At 52.8% G+C, this 16,971-nt stretch carries 14 protein-coding genes; 8 read left to right on the forward strand and 6 right to left on the reverse strand.

Annotated features, from left to right (window positions below; all coding sequences use genetic code 11):
• The first annotated feature begins 38 nt into the window (after positions 1 to 38).
• Both VE954_RS23280 and VE954_RS23285 read left to right on the forward strand, forming a co-directional pair.
• Entirely contained in the window at positions 39 to 1,673 is a 1,635-nt protein-coding gene (locus VE954_RS23280; RefSeq protein WP_324957286.1) for a glycosyltransferase family 2 protein, read from the forward strand.
• A 2-nt stretch (positions 1,674 to 1,675) separates the two neighbouring features.
• Positions 1,676 to 2,926, forward strand: a complete 1,251-nt coding sequence (locus VE954_RS23285; RefSeq protein WP_324957288.1) for an AMP-binding protein — start codon at positions 1,676 to 1,678, stop codon at positions 2,924 to 2,926.
• 25 nt (positions 2,927 to 2,951) lie between these two features.
• On the opposite strand, the gene VE954_RS23290 is transcribed toward VE954_RS23285, so the two are convergent.
• Positions 2,952 to 4,622 carry a hypothetical protein gene (locus VE954_RS23290; RefSeq protein ID WP_324957290.1) on the reverse strand — a complete coding sequence of 557 codons (1,671 nt, stop codon included), beginning with the start codon at positions 4,620 to 4,622 and terminating at the stop codon, positions 2,952 to 2,954.
• A gap of 733 nt (positions 4,623 to 5,355) precedes the next feature.
• Here VE954_RS23290 and VE954_RS23295 point away from each other — a divergent pair.
• The 6 genes from VE954_RS23295 (at position 5,356) to VE954_RS23320 (ending at position 12,672) form a co-directional block, all read left to right on the forward strand.
• A complete protein-coding gene (locus tag VE954_RS23295; RefSeq protein WP_324957293.1) occupies positions 5,356 to 7,329 on the forward strand; it encodes a SulP family inorganic anion transporter in 1,974 nt (657 codons plus the stop codon).
• 14 nt (positions 7,330 to 7,343) lie between these two features.
• On the forward strand, positions 7,344 to 8,249 hold the full coding sequence (locus VE954_RS23300; RefSeq protein ID WP_324957294.1) for an SPFH domain-containing protein: 906 nt from the start codon (positions 7,344 to 7,346) through the stop codon (positions 8,247 to 8,249).
• A complete protein-coding gene (locus tag VE954_RS23305; protein ID WP_324957296.1) occupies positions 8,246 to 9,181 on the forward strand; it encodes an SPFH domain-containing protein in 936 nt (311 codons plus the stop codon). The genes VE954_RS23300 and VE954_RS23305 overlap by 4 nt, the downstream gene beginning before the upstream one ends.
• Positions 9,182 to 9,203: 22 nt before the next feature.
• Positions 9,204 to 9,650: a hypothetical protein gene (locus tag VE954_RS23310; RefSeq protein WP_324957299.1), complete on the forward strand. Its 447-nt coding sequence runs from the start codon at positions 9,204 to 9,206 to the stop codon at positions 9,648 to 9,650.
• Between the two features lie 96 nt (positions 9,651 to 9,746).
• Positions 9,747 to 11,864 carry an adenylate/guanylate cyclase domain-containing protein gene (locus VE954_RS23315; protein ID WP_324957301.1) on the forward strand — a complete coding sequence of 706 codons (2,118 nt, stop codon included), beginning with the start codon at positions 9,747 to 9,749 and terminating at the stop codon, positions 11,862 to 11,864.
• Between the two features lie 124 nt (positions 11,865 to 11,988).
• A complete protein-coding gene (locus VE954_RS23320) occupies positions 11,989 to 12,672 on the forward strand; it encodes a hypothetical protein (RefSeq protein WP_324957303.1) in 684 nt (227 codons plus the stop codon).
• Between the two features lie 7 nt (positions 12,673 to 12,679).
• On the opposite strand, the gene VE954_RS23325 is transcribed toward VE954_RS23320, so the two are convergent.
• From VE954_RS23325 to VE954_RS23345, 5 genes are all read right to left on the reverse strand, one after another.
• Positions 12,680 to 13,390, reverse strand: coding sequence for a hypothetical protein (locus tag VE954_RS23325; RefSeq protein WP_324957305.1), 711 nt, complete (start codon positions 13,388 to 13,390; stop codon positions 12,680 to 12,682).
• Between the two features lie 165 nt (positions 13,391 to 13,555).
• Positions 13,556 to 15,487, reverse strand: a complete 1,932-nt coding sequence (locus tag VE954_RS23330) for a 7TM diverse intracellular signaling domain-containing protein (RefSeq protein WP_324957307.1) — start codon at positions 15,485 to 15,487, stop codon at positions 13,556 to 13,558.
• 52 nt (positions 15,488 to 15,539) lie between these two features.
• Positions 15,540 to 15,848 carry a hypothetical protein gene (locus VE954_RS23335; RefSeq protein ID WP_324957309.1) on the reverse strand — a complete coding sequence of 103 codons (309 nt, stop codon included), beginning with the start codon at positions 15,846 to 15,848 and terminating at the stop codon, positions 15,540 to 15,542.
• Complete coding sequence (locus tag VE954_RS23340; RefSeq protein WP_324957311.1) at positions 15,832 to 16,554, reverse strand: SDR family oxidoreductase; 723 nt, start codon at positions 16,552 to 16,554, stop codon at positions 15,832 to 15,834. Before VE954_RS23340 ends, VE954_RS23335 begins: the two co-directional genes overlap by 17 nt.
• The gene (locus VE954_RS23345; protein WP_324957313.1) at positions 16,551 to 16,961 is read right to left on the reverse strand and encodes a hypothetical protein; all 411 of its coding nucleotides are present in this window, start codon (positions 16,959 to 16,961) and stop codon (positions 16,551 to 16,553) included. The genes VE954_RS23340 and VE954_RS23345 overlap by 4 nt, the downstream gene beginning before the upstream one ends.
• Positions 16,962 to 16,971 lie beyond the last annotated feature (10 nt).

Raw genomic sequence — 16,971 nt, forward strand, 5'->3', positions numbered from 1 at the left:
ATGGTTCATGTTGCAACTTTAAAAAGGAAGATCAATCCATGTCAGTGTCGATTCAGGCACCCGCGGCGCGCCTGCTGCTTTTGGTGCCTGTTTATAATCACGCAGCCTTGCTCCGCCAAGTTTTACATGATCTCGCTCTTGTGAATCTGCCTCTTGTGATCGTCGATGACGGCAGTACCGACGCGATCCATGAAGTGCTCAAGGATTTCCCGCAGCACACTGTCCTGAAACACGATGCCAATCGTGGCAAGGGTGAGGCGCTTCGAACCGGCATGCAGTGGGCGTTGGCTCAGGGGTATACAGCCGTGCTGACGTTTGATGCTGACGGGCAACACCGGACGGAGGACATTCCCAAACTGGTGGCGGCATGGCATCAGGACCCATCCGGCATCTATCTGGGTGTCCGTGATTTTAATGCGGCAAGCAGTGGACCCGTTCCCCGGGGCTCGAAAATTGGCCGTTTCTGGTCGAACCTTTTTGTATGGGTTGAGACCGGGCAGACCATGCTGGATACCCAAACCGGCTTACGAATCTATCCGCTCCACCGCCGACTCCTGCGCTGTCTCAAGGCGCAGCGCTATCATTTCGAAGTGGAAATTCTGGTGCGTGCGGTATGGATGGGCCTCAAAGTCGGCAACGTTCCGGTCGGGGTGATCTATCCAAGGCCTGAGGAGAGGATTTCCCATTTTCGTGCCTGGGTCGATACGTTCCGTATGGTCGGGCTGCATATTCGCTTCGTGGTGTTGCGCCTGCTTATGGTGCTCGGGCTTTATCGGCAAAGATCCTTGAAAAGCCACGAGGAGATTGGCGGTTCGGGATTGATGGCTTGGCTCGTCCAGCGTCTCGGCATTCGCTTCTGTTATACACTTATGATCCTTCCCGTGGTGTTTATCTTCCTCAAGGAAAGCTCGCGGCGAGCGGCAATCATGGAATTTCATGCTCAGCTTAGGCCAGCTGCGAGCCGCCTGGGTCGTCTGAAATCGAGTCTGAGTAACTTCTGGTATTTCGGGATGAGCCTGCTGGATCGTCTGAATCCAGCGGGTAATTCCAGCATTCTGGCTCCTACTACGGTGAGTGAGGAGACGTGGCGACAGCTCCTGGGACAGGGCAGTATTTTTGTGGGAGCTCACTACGGCGACTGGTTTCTGGTGGCTTTGCGTAAACGTGAAGTCTTCGATCGACCCATGGGCCTGGTCATGGATCCGCGCGGCACTCCGGAATTTATGGAGAAGGTGATGGATATGTACGGAGATCGCATCCGTATCATCGATCCCTTTCAGGATCCTTTGTATTTTGCACTCGATGTGAAACATATACTGGACGACGGTGGTCACGTCTGTTTCCTGGGAGATCGGCTCCAAGGCCGAGCCCGGCAATATTCCGTGAGTCTGCCTTTTCTAGGGAAAGAAGCTGCATTTCTGCAAGCGCCCTTTGATCTCGCTCTGCGTTTACGAGTGCCCGTGCTCTATTTCGGTTGCACGAAACAGGGCATCACACCGGGGGCTCCCTATCAGATATTTTTGCATTCCATTTACGATGGACGTGAGCGTCTGCCGGCCAGGACGCTGGTCGAACGTTACGTGAGGCATCTGGAAACCCAGGTCCAGACTGCGCCTCAGCATTGGTTTAATTTTATTCCGTTCTGGCAGCAGCTGGAATCGGAAGGAGCTTGAGTTTGAATTGGACGCAGCTTTTTGAGTGCGCGGAGCAGATGATCGACGAGGTGCTGGTTGAGGCGCGAGCGCAACGGCAACCCCTTCTTTTGCAGCCTTTAACCCGATCCGGAAGTTTACTGCTCCTGGCCGTTGGCTGTCTTTGGCCGTTCGAAGTCATTCTGGATGAAAAAAATCTGCTGCAGGATGAAGACGCCTTTCGTCTGGATGAATCCAAAATTCCATCGAGGCTGCTGCCAGCTGCTGCATGGATTCAAAGCGATGCCGAAGCGCCTCGTCTTGGATTTCGATTGGAGGATTGGCAGCTGACCCTTTGCACGTCAGGATCCACGGGGGAACCGAAGCGTATTCGTAAATCCGGTGCGGGACTCCTGGCCGAGGTTCACGACCTTGCCGAACTTTATCAATGGACGGCGCAGGACGCGGTGCTTTCTTTGGTGAGTCCGCTGCATATTTATGGATTGCTGCACAGTTTTCTTTTGCCCTTGTATACCCGATCCACTGTGGAATTTGTAAGTTTTCAGGAGGGTCCGGTCGATCCTGCCTGCATACAGCATCAAAGTTATGCGGGTGTGATAGGCGTGCCGGCCACCTGGAGTTTTGTGAAGGATCTTCTCGCTTGCAAGAGCCTCGGTACCCTCGTGATGTCCGGAGCTCCCTTCGGCGAGAGTCGCCGCCGTGAGCTGCAGGCGCTGCCTCAGAAGCCGCAAAGGGCTTGGGAAATTCTTGGCAGTACCGAAACCGGTGGGCTTGGTTTTCGATCTCTTTTGCAACGGGATGATTCTTTCCGCTGCCTGAAGTCGGTGCGCATTTTCGAACGAGATGGGAGGCAGTGGGTGGAGTCGCCCTATCTGCAACCAGAAACCGTCTGGGAACTCGCCGATCGCCTGGAGCTGCAAGCTGACGGCAGGTTCTTGCACCAGGGCCGGAGCGATCGGATCTTTAAATACGCGGGACAACGCTATGCCCTGATGGAAGTGGAAAAATCGCTGAGTCTATGTTTTCAAAATGCCGAAACGCTGGTTCGATTTCATAACGATGACGCTGTTGCGCAAGGGGGCTGGCTGGAAGCCTGGGTTGAAGGCGAAGCCGGGCCTGCCGATGCTGCGATTCGGCAAAGCTACCGGCAGTCCACCCGAGCTCCCTTTCCCCATGTTTTACATTTCATGCCTAGGTTTCCCCGTGACGCGCAGGGTAAGGTGCAGGTTTGCACAGGTCCGATGCAGGAGCGGACAAATTCCCCCTTTCCCTGAAAGAAAGAGGGAACCAGGCGTTGAATTAGAGGCCTACCTCCACTTGATCCGGGCCGGCTTTGACATCGGCATACTGCCAGGCTGTGACGAATTCATCGTAAATTTGATCCGCTGCAACCAGATTATTCTGGGCGACCATGCTTTTGTAGAGCCCGAAAAGAGCCCAGCCGTTCTTGGGAAAGTACTGGAGATCCTCTTTGAATGTGCGCTCGGCATCCGCATACCGGCCCATGGATTGGTAGACTTTTCCGAGCGTGAGACGCACGGAATGGTACCAGGCTGGGGGCTCGATATAAGTAAGACCATCCTGGATTGCGATCGATCGGTTGAGGTGCTGAATGGCTGCTTGATAGTCCTTCTTCTGGAAGGCCAGCTCGCCTTTGGCCTCTTCAACGCCGATCATGAGCACGGTGGCCGCCGGATTGAGGCCCGCGAGAAGCGCTTTCTGAAGTTCAGGCGATTGGGCCAGTTTTTCGGCCTGATTGAGTTCAGCCTGACTGGCTTCCGCTTTCCCCATGCGAGCATAAGCTTTCGCGCGAGCAAAATGCCACAGACCCTTCGCATAGGTCCATGCGTCCTGCGGTGCAGGTTCGTCGAGAACAGCTTTCCAATCTTCAAACCTGAGAGCGCTCAGGATGGGCATCGACCAAAACTGTTGAAAATCGACCAGAGGATTCGACTTCATCATGGGCTCAATGTACTCACGCAGCTCCTGAGCCGTCTGACGCGCGGTCATTTGCCGGCCTTCCAGGCCCGCGGATGCTATCAGGAAATCGTAGTTGTGTGGAACATAGAGCGCTCGATAAAAGTCATCCGATCCAGGGCACATTCCAGTGAGCATCTTGTCGGCAGCGATCGCCTTTTCATTCACCACGGATGCATCGTGATAACGGCCCACACGGATATAAATGTGCGAGGCCATATGCACGAGATGACCCGCCGCCGGCACCAGATCGACCAGCCGATCGGCAGCCGCTTCGGCGAGTTCAGGGCGTTCTTTTTCCACGACATGGATCAGGAAATGAATGGCGCCCGGGTGAACAGGATTTTTTTCCAGGACTCGCTTCAAGGTTAAGATCATCTCCTCAGTGCCTTCCCGCGGCTCACCCTGCGGGGTCCAGTAGTTCCATGGCATCGTATCCATGACAGCTTCCACAGCAAGCGTGGCGATGTCAATGTCATTGGGGTAAGTCTGAGCCACTGACTTCATGGCCTTCGCATAAGCCTGATCCAGGAGCACGCGATCGTCCATCGGATTGTTGGTGTAACGTTCGCCAAGGGCACGAATGAGGGCCTGTTCTTTCGGCGTCGCATGGTTGATTTTTTCCTTGGCTTTCGTGAGCGCCTGCCAGGCAAGGGGAACCGCTTCCGGCGTCATGGGCGCATTGATATTAGGGCCTTTCACATACGCCATCCCCCAATAGCACATGGCACAGTTTTCATCGAGCCGCACCGCCTCAGCGAATTTTTTTTCAGCAGCTTCGTGATGAAAACCAAAAGCGAGATTGATCCCTTGATCGAAAAGATTTTGGACCTGGGGCTGAGTCGTGGAGATCGGCAAGGTGTAGTGACCAAGCCCGTGTTGAGCCATCTCAGTGCAATGATCCATATTGTTGTGTGCGTTGGCATGGGGAAAATTTGCTGTTACCAGAAGCGTAAAACATAGCGAAATGCAGCGATTCATATTAGGAATCATTTTCTTCCTCCCGCTTATTTATTGATCGGATGACAGTGCCCACCTTAGGGTGAGGCGGCGGGGAGGCAAAGCAAATTCAGCTTCATGCGCTTTTTATCAGAAAGTTTGGAGTAATACACTCTAGGTAGATTTGATACTGCACTGTTGATTTGCGAAGACTGATTATTTTCTTTGCAGGTCGCGCCTGCTCGAAAATGAAGCTGCTGTAGGGGTTGGAGCCTCTTGTTTTAAAATTTATAATTCGCTGCGTTGACAACAAGGAAATGCGCATGTCAGAATTTGCTTCTCTTTTTATTTTTACGCACGGCACGGATGCAGTCTGAGATGAATTTCATAACACTCTCTATTCGCAAGATAGGCATCATCCTACTCATGCTGTGCATGCCGGTTTGCAGTGCGAATCCCGGCTCGGGCGATAGTTCCGGGGCGTTTGGTAAGCAAAAATCTGAAGCAGAATCGACCGAGACCGTATGGGTTGTTTCGCATAGAATTTCGCGCAAGGCATTTCCTAAAGTTGCTCCGTGTCGGTATCCCGTTAAACAGATTTCGACTTTGGCTCGATTCGCGCCTCTTTTGGTTTTTGTCTGGCCTCAGGTCATCCCACTTTCACCTTATGCCTATCGAAATCTGCCCATGCTTTGTTGAAAATCGATATTCAAGACACCCCCTTCTCATCTCATCAACATCAATAAACTGTTGGCATCCTCGGATGTTTTTTAACAGCGGACACCTTATGCAAAAATTTCAATCGCTTTGGCTTTTTTGGAAGCAAAGCTGGCTCGACGTTTTGCGGAGCCCATCCTTACCTCAGGACGGACTTTCCGCCGTGACCGTGGCGGCTGTGGCCTTACCACTCAATATTGCTTTAGCGGTGGCCTGTGGTCTGCCGCCCAGCGCAGGGCTTTTAGCTGGTGCCATTGGTGGCGCCATCGCAGCCATCTTCGGTGGCGCTCCTCTGCAGGTGACGGGACCAGCAGCGGCCCTGAACATTATGGTGCTTTCCATCACGAAAGATTTCGGAGCCGCGGGTGTGGCTGCGGCCTGTCTAATCATTGGCTTTGTTCAGATCGTATTGTGTTCCCTTGCCGCCGGACGATTCATTCGATTCGTGCCGGAGGCAGTGCTGGCTGGATTCACAACGGGTGTGGGCCTCAAACTTCTGGATAATCAGATCCCGGAATTTCTGGGTTTTAATTACACGGTCTTTGAATTGGCGACAATGCTGAAAAGACCCTCCTGGCTTCACGAGGTTTCGTGGCTGGCGGTTGTCTGTGGACTGTTCGTGGCTCTGCTGGTCACGACCTTTAAGCCTTACAAAAGGTTCCCTGCCGCTCTCGTCGGTATTGCGATCGTAACAGCCGTTTCCGTGCAATTGAACTGGCATCTCGATCGTGTGGGAACCATTCCTGCCTTGCTACCTCTGCCGATGATTCCAAGCATTTCAGATCAGCAATGGCTGAACCTTTGTCTGGCCACTCTACCTTTGGCTTTACTGGCGGCCATTGAATCCCTGCTTTCCGCGCAAGCCGTGGATCGTATGGCACAAGCAAAAAAGCCCCATCATCCGGATTTGGAACTGCTCGGGCAAGGGATGGCGAATATCGGCTCGGGCCTCATGGGTGGCATGCCTGTGTCAGGAGTTGTGGTGCGATCGTCGGTGAATGTGCAGTGTGGAGCCCGCACGCGCCTCAGTGCTCTTCTGCATGCTGCGATTCTGCTCTGTTCCATTTTGTTTCTGAACGAAACCATGGCCACGATTCCGCTGTCGGCTCTAGCCGGACTCCTGTGCGTGATCGGCATGCGATTGATTGAGTTTCACACCCTGCATCATCTTTGGCGCGAGCATCGCGTCCAGGCCCTGGCCTTCCTGCTGACGGCGGCCGGGACTGTGAGCGGACATTTAATGTTGGGACTTGCGCTGGGAATTTTGGTGGCCTGGCTTGGTCATTGGCAGAGCAAAAAAGCCCACAAGGACGTGCAAGTTCGGCCTGTTCATCCGCAGGGCATTCGAGCCGTGATCAAGGGGCCGGAAAAAAATCAAAGGCGCCCGGGTCATTATCATCTGCCTGCCCCGAGTCATCATTGGTTGTCTCAGATACGCGAGCGGGCCCAGCTGGCCGCTTCCGCTTTTATTCATCAAAAAGCGTCCGTCATCGGTCGTGTGGTGCTGGGCGAGCATGTTCATATTGCGGCCGAAAGTTCCGTGCGTGCCGATGAAGGTTCGCCGTTCTTTATCGGCTCCAATTCCAATATTCAGGATGGCGTCGTCATTCATGCTTTGAAAGAAAAATGGGTGCACGTGGCTGGTGAGGACTGGGCGGTTTTTATAGGTGAAGATGTTTCCGTGGCCCATCAGGCTTTGATCCACGGACCCTGCTATATCGGGGATCATTCATTTATCGGCTTTCAGGCTGTGGTTCATGATTCTGTGGTGGGATCGCATTGCTATGTGGGAATCGGGGCTGTGGTCGTAGGCGTTGAAGTGGAAGCCGGACGTTATGTGCCGCATGGGGCGGTCGTGGATTCTCAGGCGAAAGCGGATCAGCTGCCGCCTGTGACGGATGCCCATCGGCATTTTAACGAGGACGTTGTGGATGTGAACAAGGGTCTGGTGTCCGCTTATCGGCGGCACCATGAGCAGCAGGGTAAAATCAAGCGCACGCCGGTGGCTTTCGCTGGAACGCGAGCCGTTGCGGATCGTTTCTAAGAAGGGGTTGAACTGTGTGGTTGGGTGACATTGGTCTGAGTGTGTTGTGTGGTGTTTTGCTGTATGGGGTTTATCTGGCAAGCCGTTGCCTGTTTCAGGTGCAGGAAGGACAGCTCGGTGTATTAATCAACATGGGAAAGGTTCTGTGTACAAAGGAAAGCGAGAATCAGCCCCAAACGTTTGGGCCTGGTTTGCATTACAAATGGCCCTGGCAAAGGGTGCACAAGGTTTTGATGATGGAGCAGATGATTGATCTGTCAGGTGAAGAAGGGGGCACAACGGCGATGGCTTCCGATGGAACCATGCTGAGGCTCGATTCCAAATTGCGTTTCACGCCGCAAAGGGAACACCTTTATCACTATCTCTTTTCCATGGAGAGGCCTGTTGAGCACGTGAAAGGTCTGTTCACCTGCCTTCTGCGCAACGAAATTGCCAACTTCGATCAGCAGGAGACGACGGCTCCATCCGAGTCTTTGCCGACGATCCCTCTGTCTGCTCTGCGTGTGGGAGCGTATGCGGCCATCCGCCGGGAGCGTCGTCTCCTGAACCAGCATATTCAGGAATTCTGCCGCTTGCAGATTGGCGATCGCTATGGCGTCCGCTTTGATGGCGTCGATCTCACGGATATTCTGCCACCGGAAGAGCTTGCTCAATCCCTTAACAGCGTGATGAACGCCCAAAGTGAAGCCCAGAGGCTTTTGGCTCAGACGGAAGCGGAATGCGAACAACGTCGACAGGCAGCGGAAAAAGGCCTGGCCATTGCCCGAGCCCGCGCGCGTGCCGTCGAGGATGAGATCGGAACCATGGCCCATCTGCTGGGTGATTTGCAGCGCAACGGAACACTGGACCTTTATGTTGAACGCCGTCGCGGCGAGGTGCTGGCTGATTCCCGTATATCCTATATCAAGAGGCCATCATGACAAATAACCTAACCATGATTTTCGCCCTTATTGGCGGTCTCCTTTTGATTCCTTGTCTGGCCCTATTCTTTAGGATGCTTACGATTCAGGTGGAAGATGAAGCAGCCGCTATCGTAACCAGCTTTGGCAAATGGCAGAGAACGATTCGAAAGCCAGGTCTCCTTTTTTATCCTCAGAAAATTTGGCCTTGGGTCCAGGTTAAGACTATGTCGATGAAGAGGGACTTTCGTCATTATGAAGAAATCCATGTCAATGATCGGCGCGGCACAACAGTGGTGATCGATCTTTGGATCGAGCTCTCCATCACGTCACCCGAAAATGCTTTATTCCGCGTGGAAAATTTTGAGAAGGCGTTGCAGAGCCTGCTCACCAACTCCACGACGTCCATACTTGGGAACTTTGAATTCCAGCAAATTCTGAGCAACCGTGGGGAACTGGGCCGTATTCTGCGTGATGATATTCGGGAGGAGACGTCACGCTGGGGTCTTGAAATCGATTTGGTGTTTATCAGCAAGCTGAGTCTCTTGCCCGATGTGGCTCAGCAGCTTTTCGATACCGTGGCTGCCCATCTGGATAAAGCCAAGCTGGATATAGAAGAGACGGGTCGGCTGGAGGCGGCTCTTTTGGAAGCGGAAACCTCGGCGAAGATTGCTTCACTGATCGCTGAAGCCCAAGGACAGTATGCACTCGGTGTCGGAAAAGCTTATCACAGACTGAGCAAGAATCAGGAGCTGCTGCGTGCCTATCGGGACCTCTATGACCTTTCTCTGATGAAGCCGCAGCGGACAGTGGCCTTCAGTGGATTTTCGGGGCAGGAGATCAGCGCGCTGGAAGCGGCTATGGCCGTGCCGAATATTTTTGAAAACGTGCCTATTCATAGCAGTCGTTCCGCAGCACGGCAGTCTGCAGAGCGTGATGGGCCCCAGAGTTAACCGCAGTTAAAAAAGGACAGTTATGCACAATCTTCGAAACGCCTCAGTTTTGTTTTTTATTGTGGGCAACGAGGTCGTTCATGGTTCCACGCATTCGACCAAATGGACCTTGCGTAATGAAGCGAAGGATCCCATCAGCCTGAGCTGCAAAAATATTTCCGTGGAGCAGGTTGAAATCGCTTTGCCAGAGCAAACCATTCCAGCCGGAGGGCAGTCCATCTATGATTGGGGCGATGGGTACTATAATGATGGACTTTGGTTGAATGCCGGCAAGTGGAGCTGCTCGTTGCAGGCCCATGGCAAAACTGCCGGCGTGCGTCGTACGGAAACGTTTTCCACAGATTGGGGCGAGACCATCACGCTGGTCCTGAGCCGATTCGATGATCAGGTACGGATGAAAAAAATTCCCAGCAGTCCTCCCCTGGCCACCAAGGATCAGTCGAAGGCAAAGCCGACAGGATCCAAGTAAGAAGGAAACGATAAGGACTCGGCAGATCAAGGAAATTTTTACCGACTCAGGCCTGCCGGGTCACCTCCCTTAAAAGTTCGCCCGGCTTTGTTTATCATGAAAGTGGATCTTTACGCCTTCTTACATGGTATTCCGGGAGTGTCGACCATCTTTTCCGCCGTCCACAGCGTTAGTCTTCTTATCACGTTTATGATCCTATCGTGGGGATCACGGGCTCGTGCGGAATTTGCTGTCGATCTTGATAACCTGGAGCAGGTGGAAGATGCGATATTGGATCACCCCCGGCTCCTCAACCTCTGGCTGGCGGAGACTGCGGCCGCGAATCGACCTCTTGGACCTGTTCAGGCTCTGCGTCTCACTCGATTGAAACTTACGCAGTGGGATGACGCTCACCCCGGCATGCCATCATCCAAGGCAATCGATGACGCCATTGCTATCGCTGAGAAGCTTGGTCTCTATAGCGATTATACGGATCTTCTCTTTCTTAAGATTGCACGGGATCAAGCAGCCAATTTTTTTCCCACTGATGAAGCCAAGGAAGAAGCGTATCGCCAGATGGTCGCGCGTGCGAGTCTTTTGCCAGGCACGCTGTGGCGAGCCAGAGCGCTGGTTCATCTCAGTTCATTTTTACATGAACGAGGCCGCGCGGCAGAGGCTTTAAGCACCATCCAGGAAGCCTACCAAATCTCGAAGGATCTCAAGGGCGTTCCCGACATTATGATTTTGCCTGTTCTTCTGCATCTTTCGACGATGCTGAATGCGACAGGACAGCAGGATCGGGCCTTTGTCATCTTTCAGGACATTCAAGCGATCTGCGATCGGCGCCATCTACGAGTGGCCTCGCAACGAAACCTTTACAGCATTGGTAAGCACTTCGGTTTCGAAGGACCCGCCCGTGATTTGGATCAGGCCGCGGCATACACGGAGCGTTCCCTGGTGATCACCAAAGAGCTGGGCGCGCCCTGGGAACTGGCCATTGTTCATACTTCGCTGATCAATATTGAGCGTCGTCGCAATCAGCTGCACAAGGCTCTGGAGCATGCACGTATCGCTCTCGACCTTTTTGAAAAGACCAAGGACTCTATCTGGACGGCCGAAGTGCATATTCAATGGGCCGAGGTTCTTATAGCTCGGAAGGACTTTTCTGGAGCTTTGCGTCACCTGGACCAGGCATCGGCCCTCTTTCCAGCCAATTTTAAACGGGATCATGCTCAGATCTTGCGGCTGAAAAGTGAAGGACACCGAGGCCTGGGTCAGCACGAAAGAGCTTTAACACTCTTTGAGCAGTTTCATCATCTGGATCGGGAGTTGGCTCGTGAGCGCGAACAGGACAGTTATACCCGTAGCAAGGTGACCCTTGGCCTGCAATTTGAAGAAGAGAAGAACAAGGTCCTGGCGGCTGAAAAGGCTCTGGTCGATCAGAAGCTGAAGACCGCGCAGCTTTACACAGCCCTTGGCTTGATGGCCTTTGCTTTTGTCATTGGTCTCGGTTTTCTTGCGGTGCGCTTGCATCGTGAGAATACCAAAATCATCGAACTGCAAAATTACATCCACCGGGGTGTTCTGTTGCGCTTCCTGCCACCCGTGATTGTGGAAGAGATTATCAGCGGCCGATCGCGCCTGGAGTCAGAGCCGAAGGAAGAACTGGTGACGGTTATTTTTGCCGATATTGTTAATTTTACCCGGATCACGGAAGAACTCGGGGTGACGCACACCGCGCATATTCTGAATCGATTTCTGCATGTGATGACCGAGGTGATCTTCGCTGAAGGTGGAACGATTGATAAGTTCATTGGGGATGCGGTCATGGTTCTGTTTGGAGCGCCAACGCATCTGAAGCCTGAGGAGCAAGCACAAAAAGCTGTTCGATGTGCCATGTCCATGTTGAAAGCGGTGGATAAGCTCAGCGAGGAATTGTTTATCGAATTTGGCCACCGTCTTGCCATTCGGGTTGGTATCAATCAGGGCCGGGCTATCGTAGGAACATTCGGTGGTTTAAGACGAAGTGATTATACGGCCATTGGCCCCGCCGTTAACCTGGCCTCACGCATTGAAGCCAAGGCGCATCCCCAGGAAATCCTTGTCAGTGAAAGTGTAGCCGCTTTGTTGGCGCCTGATCGCTTGCATAACCGCGGCTTGCATACTGTCAAAGGCTATGACCAGGAAGTTCAGCTGTTTGCCTGGAGTCCTGAAGGGCTTTCCAAGGCTGTTTAATCTGCTCCCCTAGCATTCCCATCCACAAAAATTGTCCTGATCAAGAGCCTGATTGCTTTGAAGCTTTCCGCTTCGTTGAAGTCACAGCCCGGTTATGCCGATAAGGCTAAAAATCCGAGGCCTTATGACACTCAAAATTATCTTTCTTGTCAGTTTTGCCATGACTGGTTCGCTTTTTTATTTGTCCAAATCTGGGCTTGCTTCGCGACAGCCTAGGATGGAACATCCTGCGGATTCAGCAGAAAACAATGCAGATCTCAGTGCTGCGACGGTTCGTCGTGAGAAAGCCAGACGGGGTCCGCGCATCTCGCAGGACCGGGCAGCCCCTACCGATGCAACGGCTTTAAGTGGCACATATGCTGCTCTTCTCCCTATGGAACGTGAAGAGAGGAGTCCCATAATAAAATCCAAGCCCGCTCAAGCGGACTTCTATGCAACCTATGTTGGACCGACAATTCAGTCATGCTACAAAGATCTCATCGTGCGACGGAATGCCATCTGGGAAGCTCGTGAAGGCGACGCTGAGCTATCCTTTGAGGGTGAACTTAACATCAGGGTCGCTTTTGAACAAAATGTGGTGGCTTCCATTCAGTCCCGTTCGGTTGAAATTCGCGATGTGAAATTTCATAGTTGTATCGAAGAAGGGATCAAACGCTGGGCGTTTCCGTCGAACCTTGCGAGTCGACCCGAATGGAGTTATTCCCAGCGCTTGTCTTATAATGTCTCGTACAACTATAAGTGTACGGAAAGTAGTGTCGTCACTACACTCCCTCTTGCGCCTTATGTAGCCGGACGCAAATGCTTGTGAAACCCGTCTATTGTAGAGTCAGGTGCAAAGGTTTCGATAGAAACGTTTCCGCGAGATGAATGCGGGGATTATTCTGCTTCGGATGCGATTCACGTTTGACTTGCAGGGTCAATTCACGGCCCAAAGGAAACCGCGCCAGCTGCTCACGACTGAAGACAAGGCTCATAGGACCTTCGGAATGCAGGCATTCCTGAACTGAGGGATCGGCCGCTGATGCCACAGACGGCTCATAGGCAAGGCACAGAGTCAGTTCATCGGTGTCGACCAAACGATCACCTTCCATAAGAACCGCCATCTCGCGATCCACCCGCACATGATCTCCCTCATGTGGAGTTTTGATAACAGTCGGAGACGGTACCCGGGCCTGGGTCACAAACACCTCGCCATCGTTATTCACGTAGCGAAATTCCATGGGTGTCCTGAGCTGTCCGACCACGTGCGTATCAAGATCGTAGCTCGCGGAATTGAGTGGATTGCTATAGATCATGGGTGTGTCGTTAAAGGTGATGATACTGCCATCAGTCAGTTTCAGACTGGTTCCTAATGTGTTTTCATAGTGAAAAGATGCCGATGCTTTCATTTGCGCCGACGCCTCAGTATAAGTCAACGCATAGGACTGTTCGATTGTGCCCTGCTTGACATCAGCAGAGCGACCCGTCCCGCAGGCGGTAAGAGTCGACAGTGGTGGAAGAAGCAGCAGAAGAGTTGGGTAACGCATGTGTGTGTCTCCGAGAGCCGATTGATGGAAGAGAACGCCCTCGCCATCGCAAATCCTGTGCCGGAGCTTTTTAGGCCGTATTGGCACAAAAAGCCTGCCCTGCATGGTGTCTGCAGGAGGTGTGTGATGAAAATTGATTGCAAGTGTGTGAAGAAGGTTACTGCGTTAGGTCGGCGTCGAAGGAACTTCGAGGTAGTAAAGAAGTTTAGCATCCCGGTCATCGCGGACCTGAATCCCGGCCGCTTCCAGGTCAAAGCTGCTGAAACGTTGTCTGAGCTCGGTGTCGAGGCTCATCCAAACTTTCCGCTGAATGATGATCACGCTGCTTTGAGCACCGTCAGGAAAAATCGATCGACGCATGCCCTCATACCGGGTCGCAAGAATGACAGAACGCCCATAGACATCATATTCCCTCGTCCCTGTGGAGGGGAAATAGCCCTCAATGGCATCATACGCAATCCCTATACTGCAATGGATAGGCTCGGCATACGCGAAGCGCTTCACCTCTTCATGGAAAATCTCGACAAAGCGCAGGGCCAGCTGCACGGATGATAAGGCGAGGTTGCCCATACCTGGTGTTCGGAAGGGAAAGCCGACCGAGCAGAGAAAGCCATCGCCCATTTCCTTGATGCGATATCCATGGGCTGTCAGCTGATCGGGATCGTAGCCTTCATCAATGATAGCGAGGCAATGCTTAAGAGAATTTTCCAGGAAATCTTTCACATGAATGTGCTCGATCCGACTTGAACCGATAATATCGAAGGCCACGACACAGGCTGTACTGGTGCCGGTGGGCATGGTTTCTTCCAGGGGTTTGCCTTGCTTCATCATATTCAGTTGATGTGGATAGAATACCTTGGCCAACTGATTGAAGCTGTGACGACGCATGCCTTCCTCGAGATGCAGGGTCTCGAAATAGCGATTGTAGATCTGAGCAATCGCAAAGGATTGGCAGATGGTGAAGGCGAGAAAGCCGGCATGGAAAAAGTATAACTGATGTTCGGCGAAAAACGTCATGTTGATGACATCGACCACCCCGGCGATGAGCAGGGCCACGCCGCCGATGGTAATGGTAAGAGCTGCTGTGCGCTGCAGGTAAACGGCCTTTGAAACGACGACAACGAACCAGAATGAGAATCCTGCACCACAGAGGAAGAACGGGTTGATATAGGCTGTAAAATAGAGCGGAGGGAGCAGGAGACTGAGAAAAAATATGGCATGCACACCGAGCGCCACGAAGAGCCAACGCTTTTTGAATTCTTCTGGAAATAACTGCTGCACATAATAGAAGATCAGGACAGGAATGAGGAAGAGGGTCAGGTATTCAATACGGAACATCGTGGCCCAGCCCAGACCCGGCATCAGAAATTCAAGCGTGCGACTTCCTACCGTGGCGAGTCTCGTTCCGACCGCGAAGCAGCACAGGGAAAACGCTATGGTAACTGTTTCCCGCCGCTGGAAAAAAAGCGCCAGATGATAGATGCCGATCGACCAAATGCCGCCTATCAGGGCGATCTCAATCAACTGGCTGTGCCTTTCGCTGCGGATCATGGCCTCATGATTGCCCATACGAATCGCGCTGCGTGTGCCGCCGCGGGCATGATGAAAGTTGGAAATTTGAATCACGAACTCGTAGGACGACGCATGAGGGAGTGGAAAAATCCCGGAGTGACGGGATGGTATGGATGTTTCTGCATCGGTGCCGACGGTCCCGCTCGTAAAGAACTCCTGACCATTCACAAAAACTTTCACGGCCGAGGACATATGCGGAATCTGCAAGGCCAGTCCCTTGGCGTCGCCGACATCCACCAGGAGACGATAGGTGGCATAACCGCAGCAGACTTTGAACCCCTTGTTCCAGGTGCCAGGCATCGGGAAATATTCCACCGAGGTCGAAGGCATGATGGCGTCGGGAGTTAGAAGTTTCTGCCAATGGAATTGCCAGTCGCCTTGAAGGAAGACGGACTCACCTTCATCAAAATTCAATTTTTTGAGATCGAGGTGACCAGCCCGGCTGGAAACGGCGGCGCGGCCTCCGGGGACCAGAAAGATCAGCCCGAGGAGCAGGCCAAGAAGAAGTTTGAATGGCTTTTCCATGACTTCGGGATCGGCATAATTCCGTCAAACCTTTCGGGATAAATGTCACAAATCAGGCAGGATCAAAACTCACCCCAAGAGTGCCCATGGAATAAGTTTTATCCTTTCCGAAAATTTGCCAAAATACGGTGACATCTTCCACTTTTAAAGAAACCTGGACAACGCAGTCCGGACCAATAGGGGCCGGAAATTTGGCTTTATGGATGGCCACCAGCGTTACGCTTTGATTCGTGCGCTGCTGGAGGATATCAAGCACCAGATCGATTTGCGCAACGGCTGGAAAAACGGGATGCCCGGGAAAATGCCCCTCAAAGCAGGGATGATGGGCAGGAATCAAAATGTCTTCAACAGTATAGTCCACCGTTCACCTGAATGGTTGTGCCGTTGATATAGGAGCTGGCATCCGAGGCGAGAAACCCTACCACCTGAGCGACTTCCTCAGGTTGACCGATGCGACCCATCGGGATGGCTTTTAAGTGTTCCGGACCAACCACGTCGTCCGTCATATCCGTTGCAATCCAACCGGGACTGACCGTGTTGACAAGAATCCCTTTGCGCGCCACCTCGCGCGCCAGCGATTTACTGGCAGCAATCAAAGCGCCCTTGGCTGCCGCATAATTGGTCTGGCCCGCCTGACCGGTTTCCCCGGCGAGGCTCGCCAGGAGGATGATACGGCCCCAGCGCTGCTGGATCATGTGCGGAAGGAAAGCCTTGTTCAGATGAAAAAAGGAATTCAATGCCAATTGAATGGGTTCGAAAAATGCCTTTTCATCAAGGAAATAGAAGAGCCCATCCGCTTTGCTGGCCGCGTTATGAATCACAATATCGAAACCAGGTTGCCAATCGAGAGACTGATGGATGGCCTGCGCGATGGAATTTGGGTCCATGAGATTCATGGCCAAAGCTTTGACTCGATCGGCGGCATCGATTTCATGAATCAAGGCCTGAGCCGCCGCTTCCCCTAGATTGTAGGTGAAGACGACCACGTGATCGGGTTGACTCGCAAAGTGACGAACCAGTGCGGCGCCGATGCCGCGGTTGCCACCTGTGATAAAAACCCGTTTCATGACACCGATCCTCGAACGTCCTGATAAAAGCTCATCTGGGAACGGGCCACGGTTTCACCCCGATATTCCAGGGTAATGCTCGCCTGGCTAAGGGCATCCATTTCGGTGTCGATGGTGACTTCCGCCAGCATAGCGTCCCCTGGCACAAGATTGGGCCTTTGCAAAAGGACCCATTCGCGAATGGACAAAAGAAATCCAGGGGGAATCACAGCGGATTCCGTCCTGTCACCCTGGGCACGAAGCGCCCCACACACAGTGGCCGCAGCCTGGGCCATGATTTCAAGCAGCCAGTGATAACGAAAGCGTTCGCTGTCATTCCAATATGGTTTATTGGTCGCCAGGATGCTGCTGACGCGACCCTTTTTTTGGCCGCGATCCAGATCGATAAGATCGTCCACAAGAAGCATACGTCCCTGG

The sequence above is a fragment of the Oligoflexus sp. genome (assembly GCF_035638955.1).
In the GTDB taxonomy this organism is placed as follows: Bacteria; Bdellovibrionota_B; Oligoflexia; order Oligoflexales; family Oligoflexaceae; genus Oligoflexus.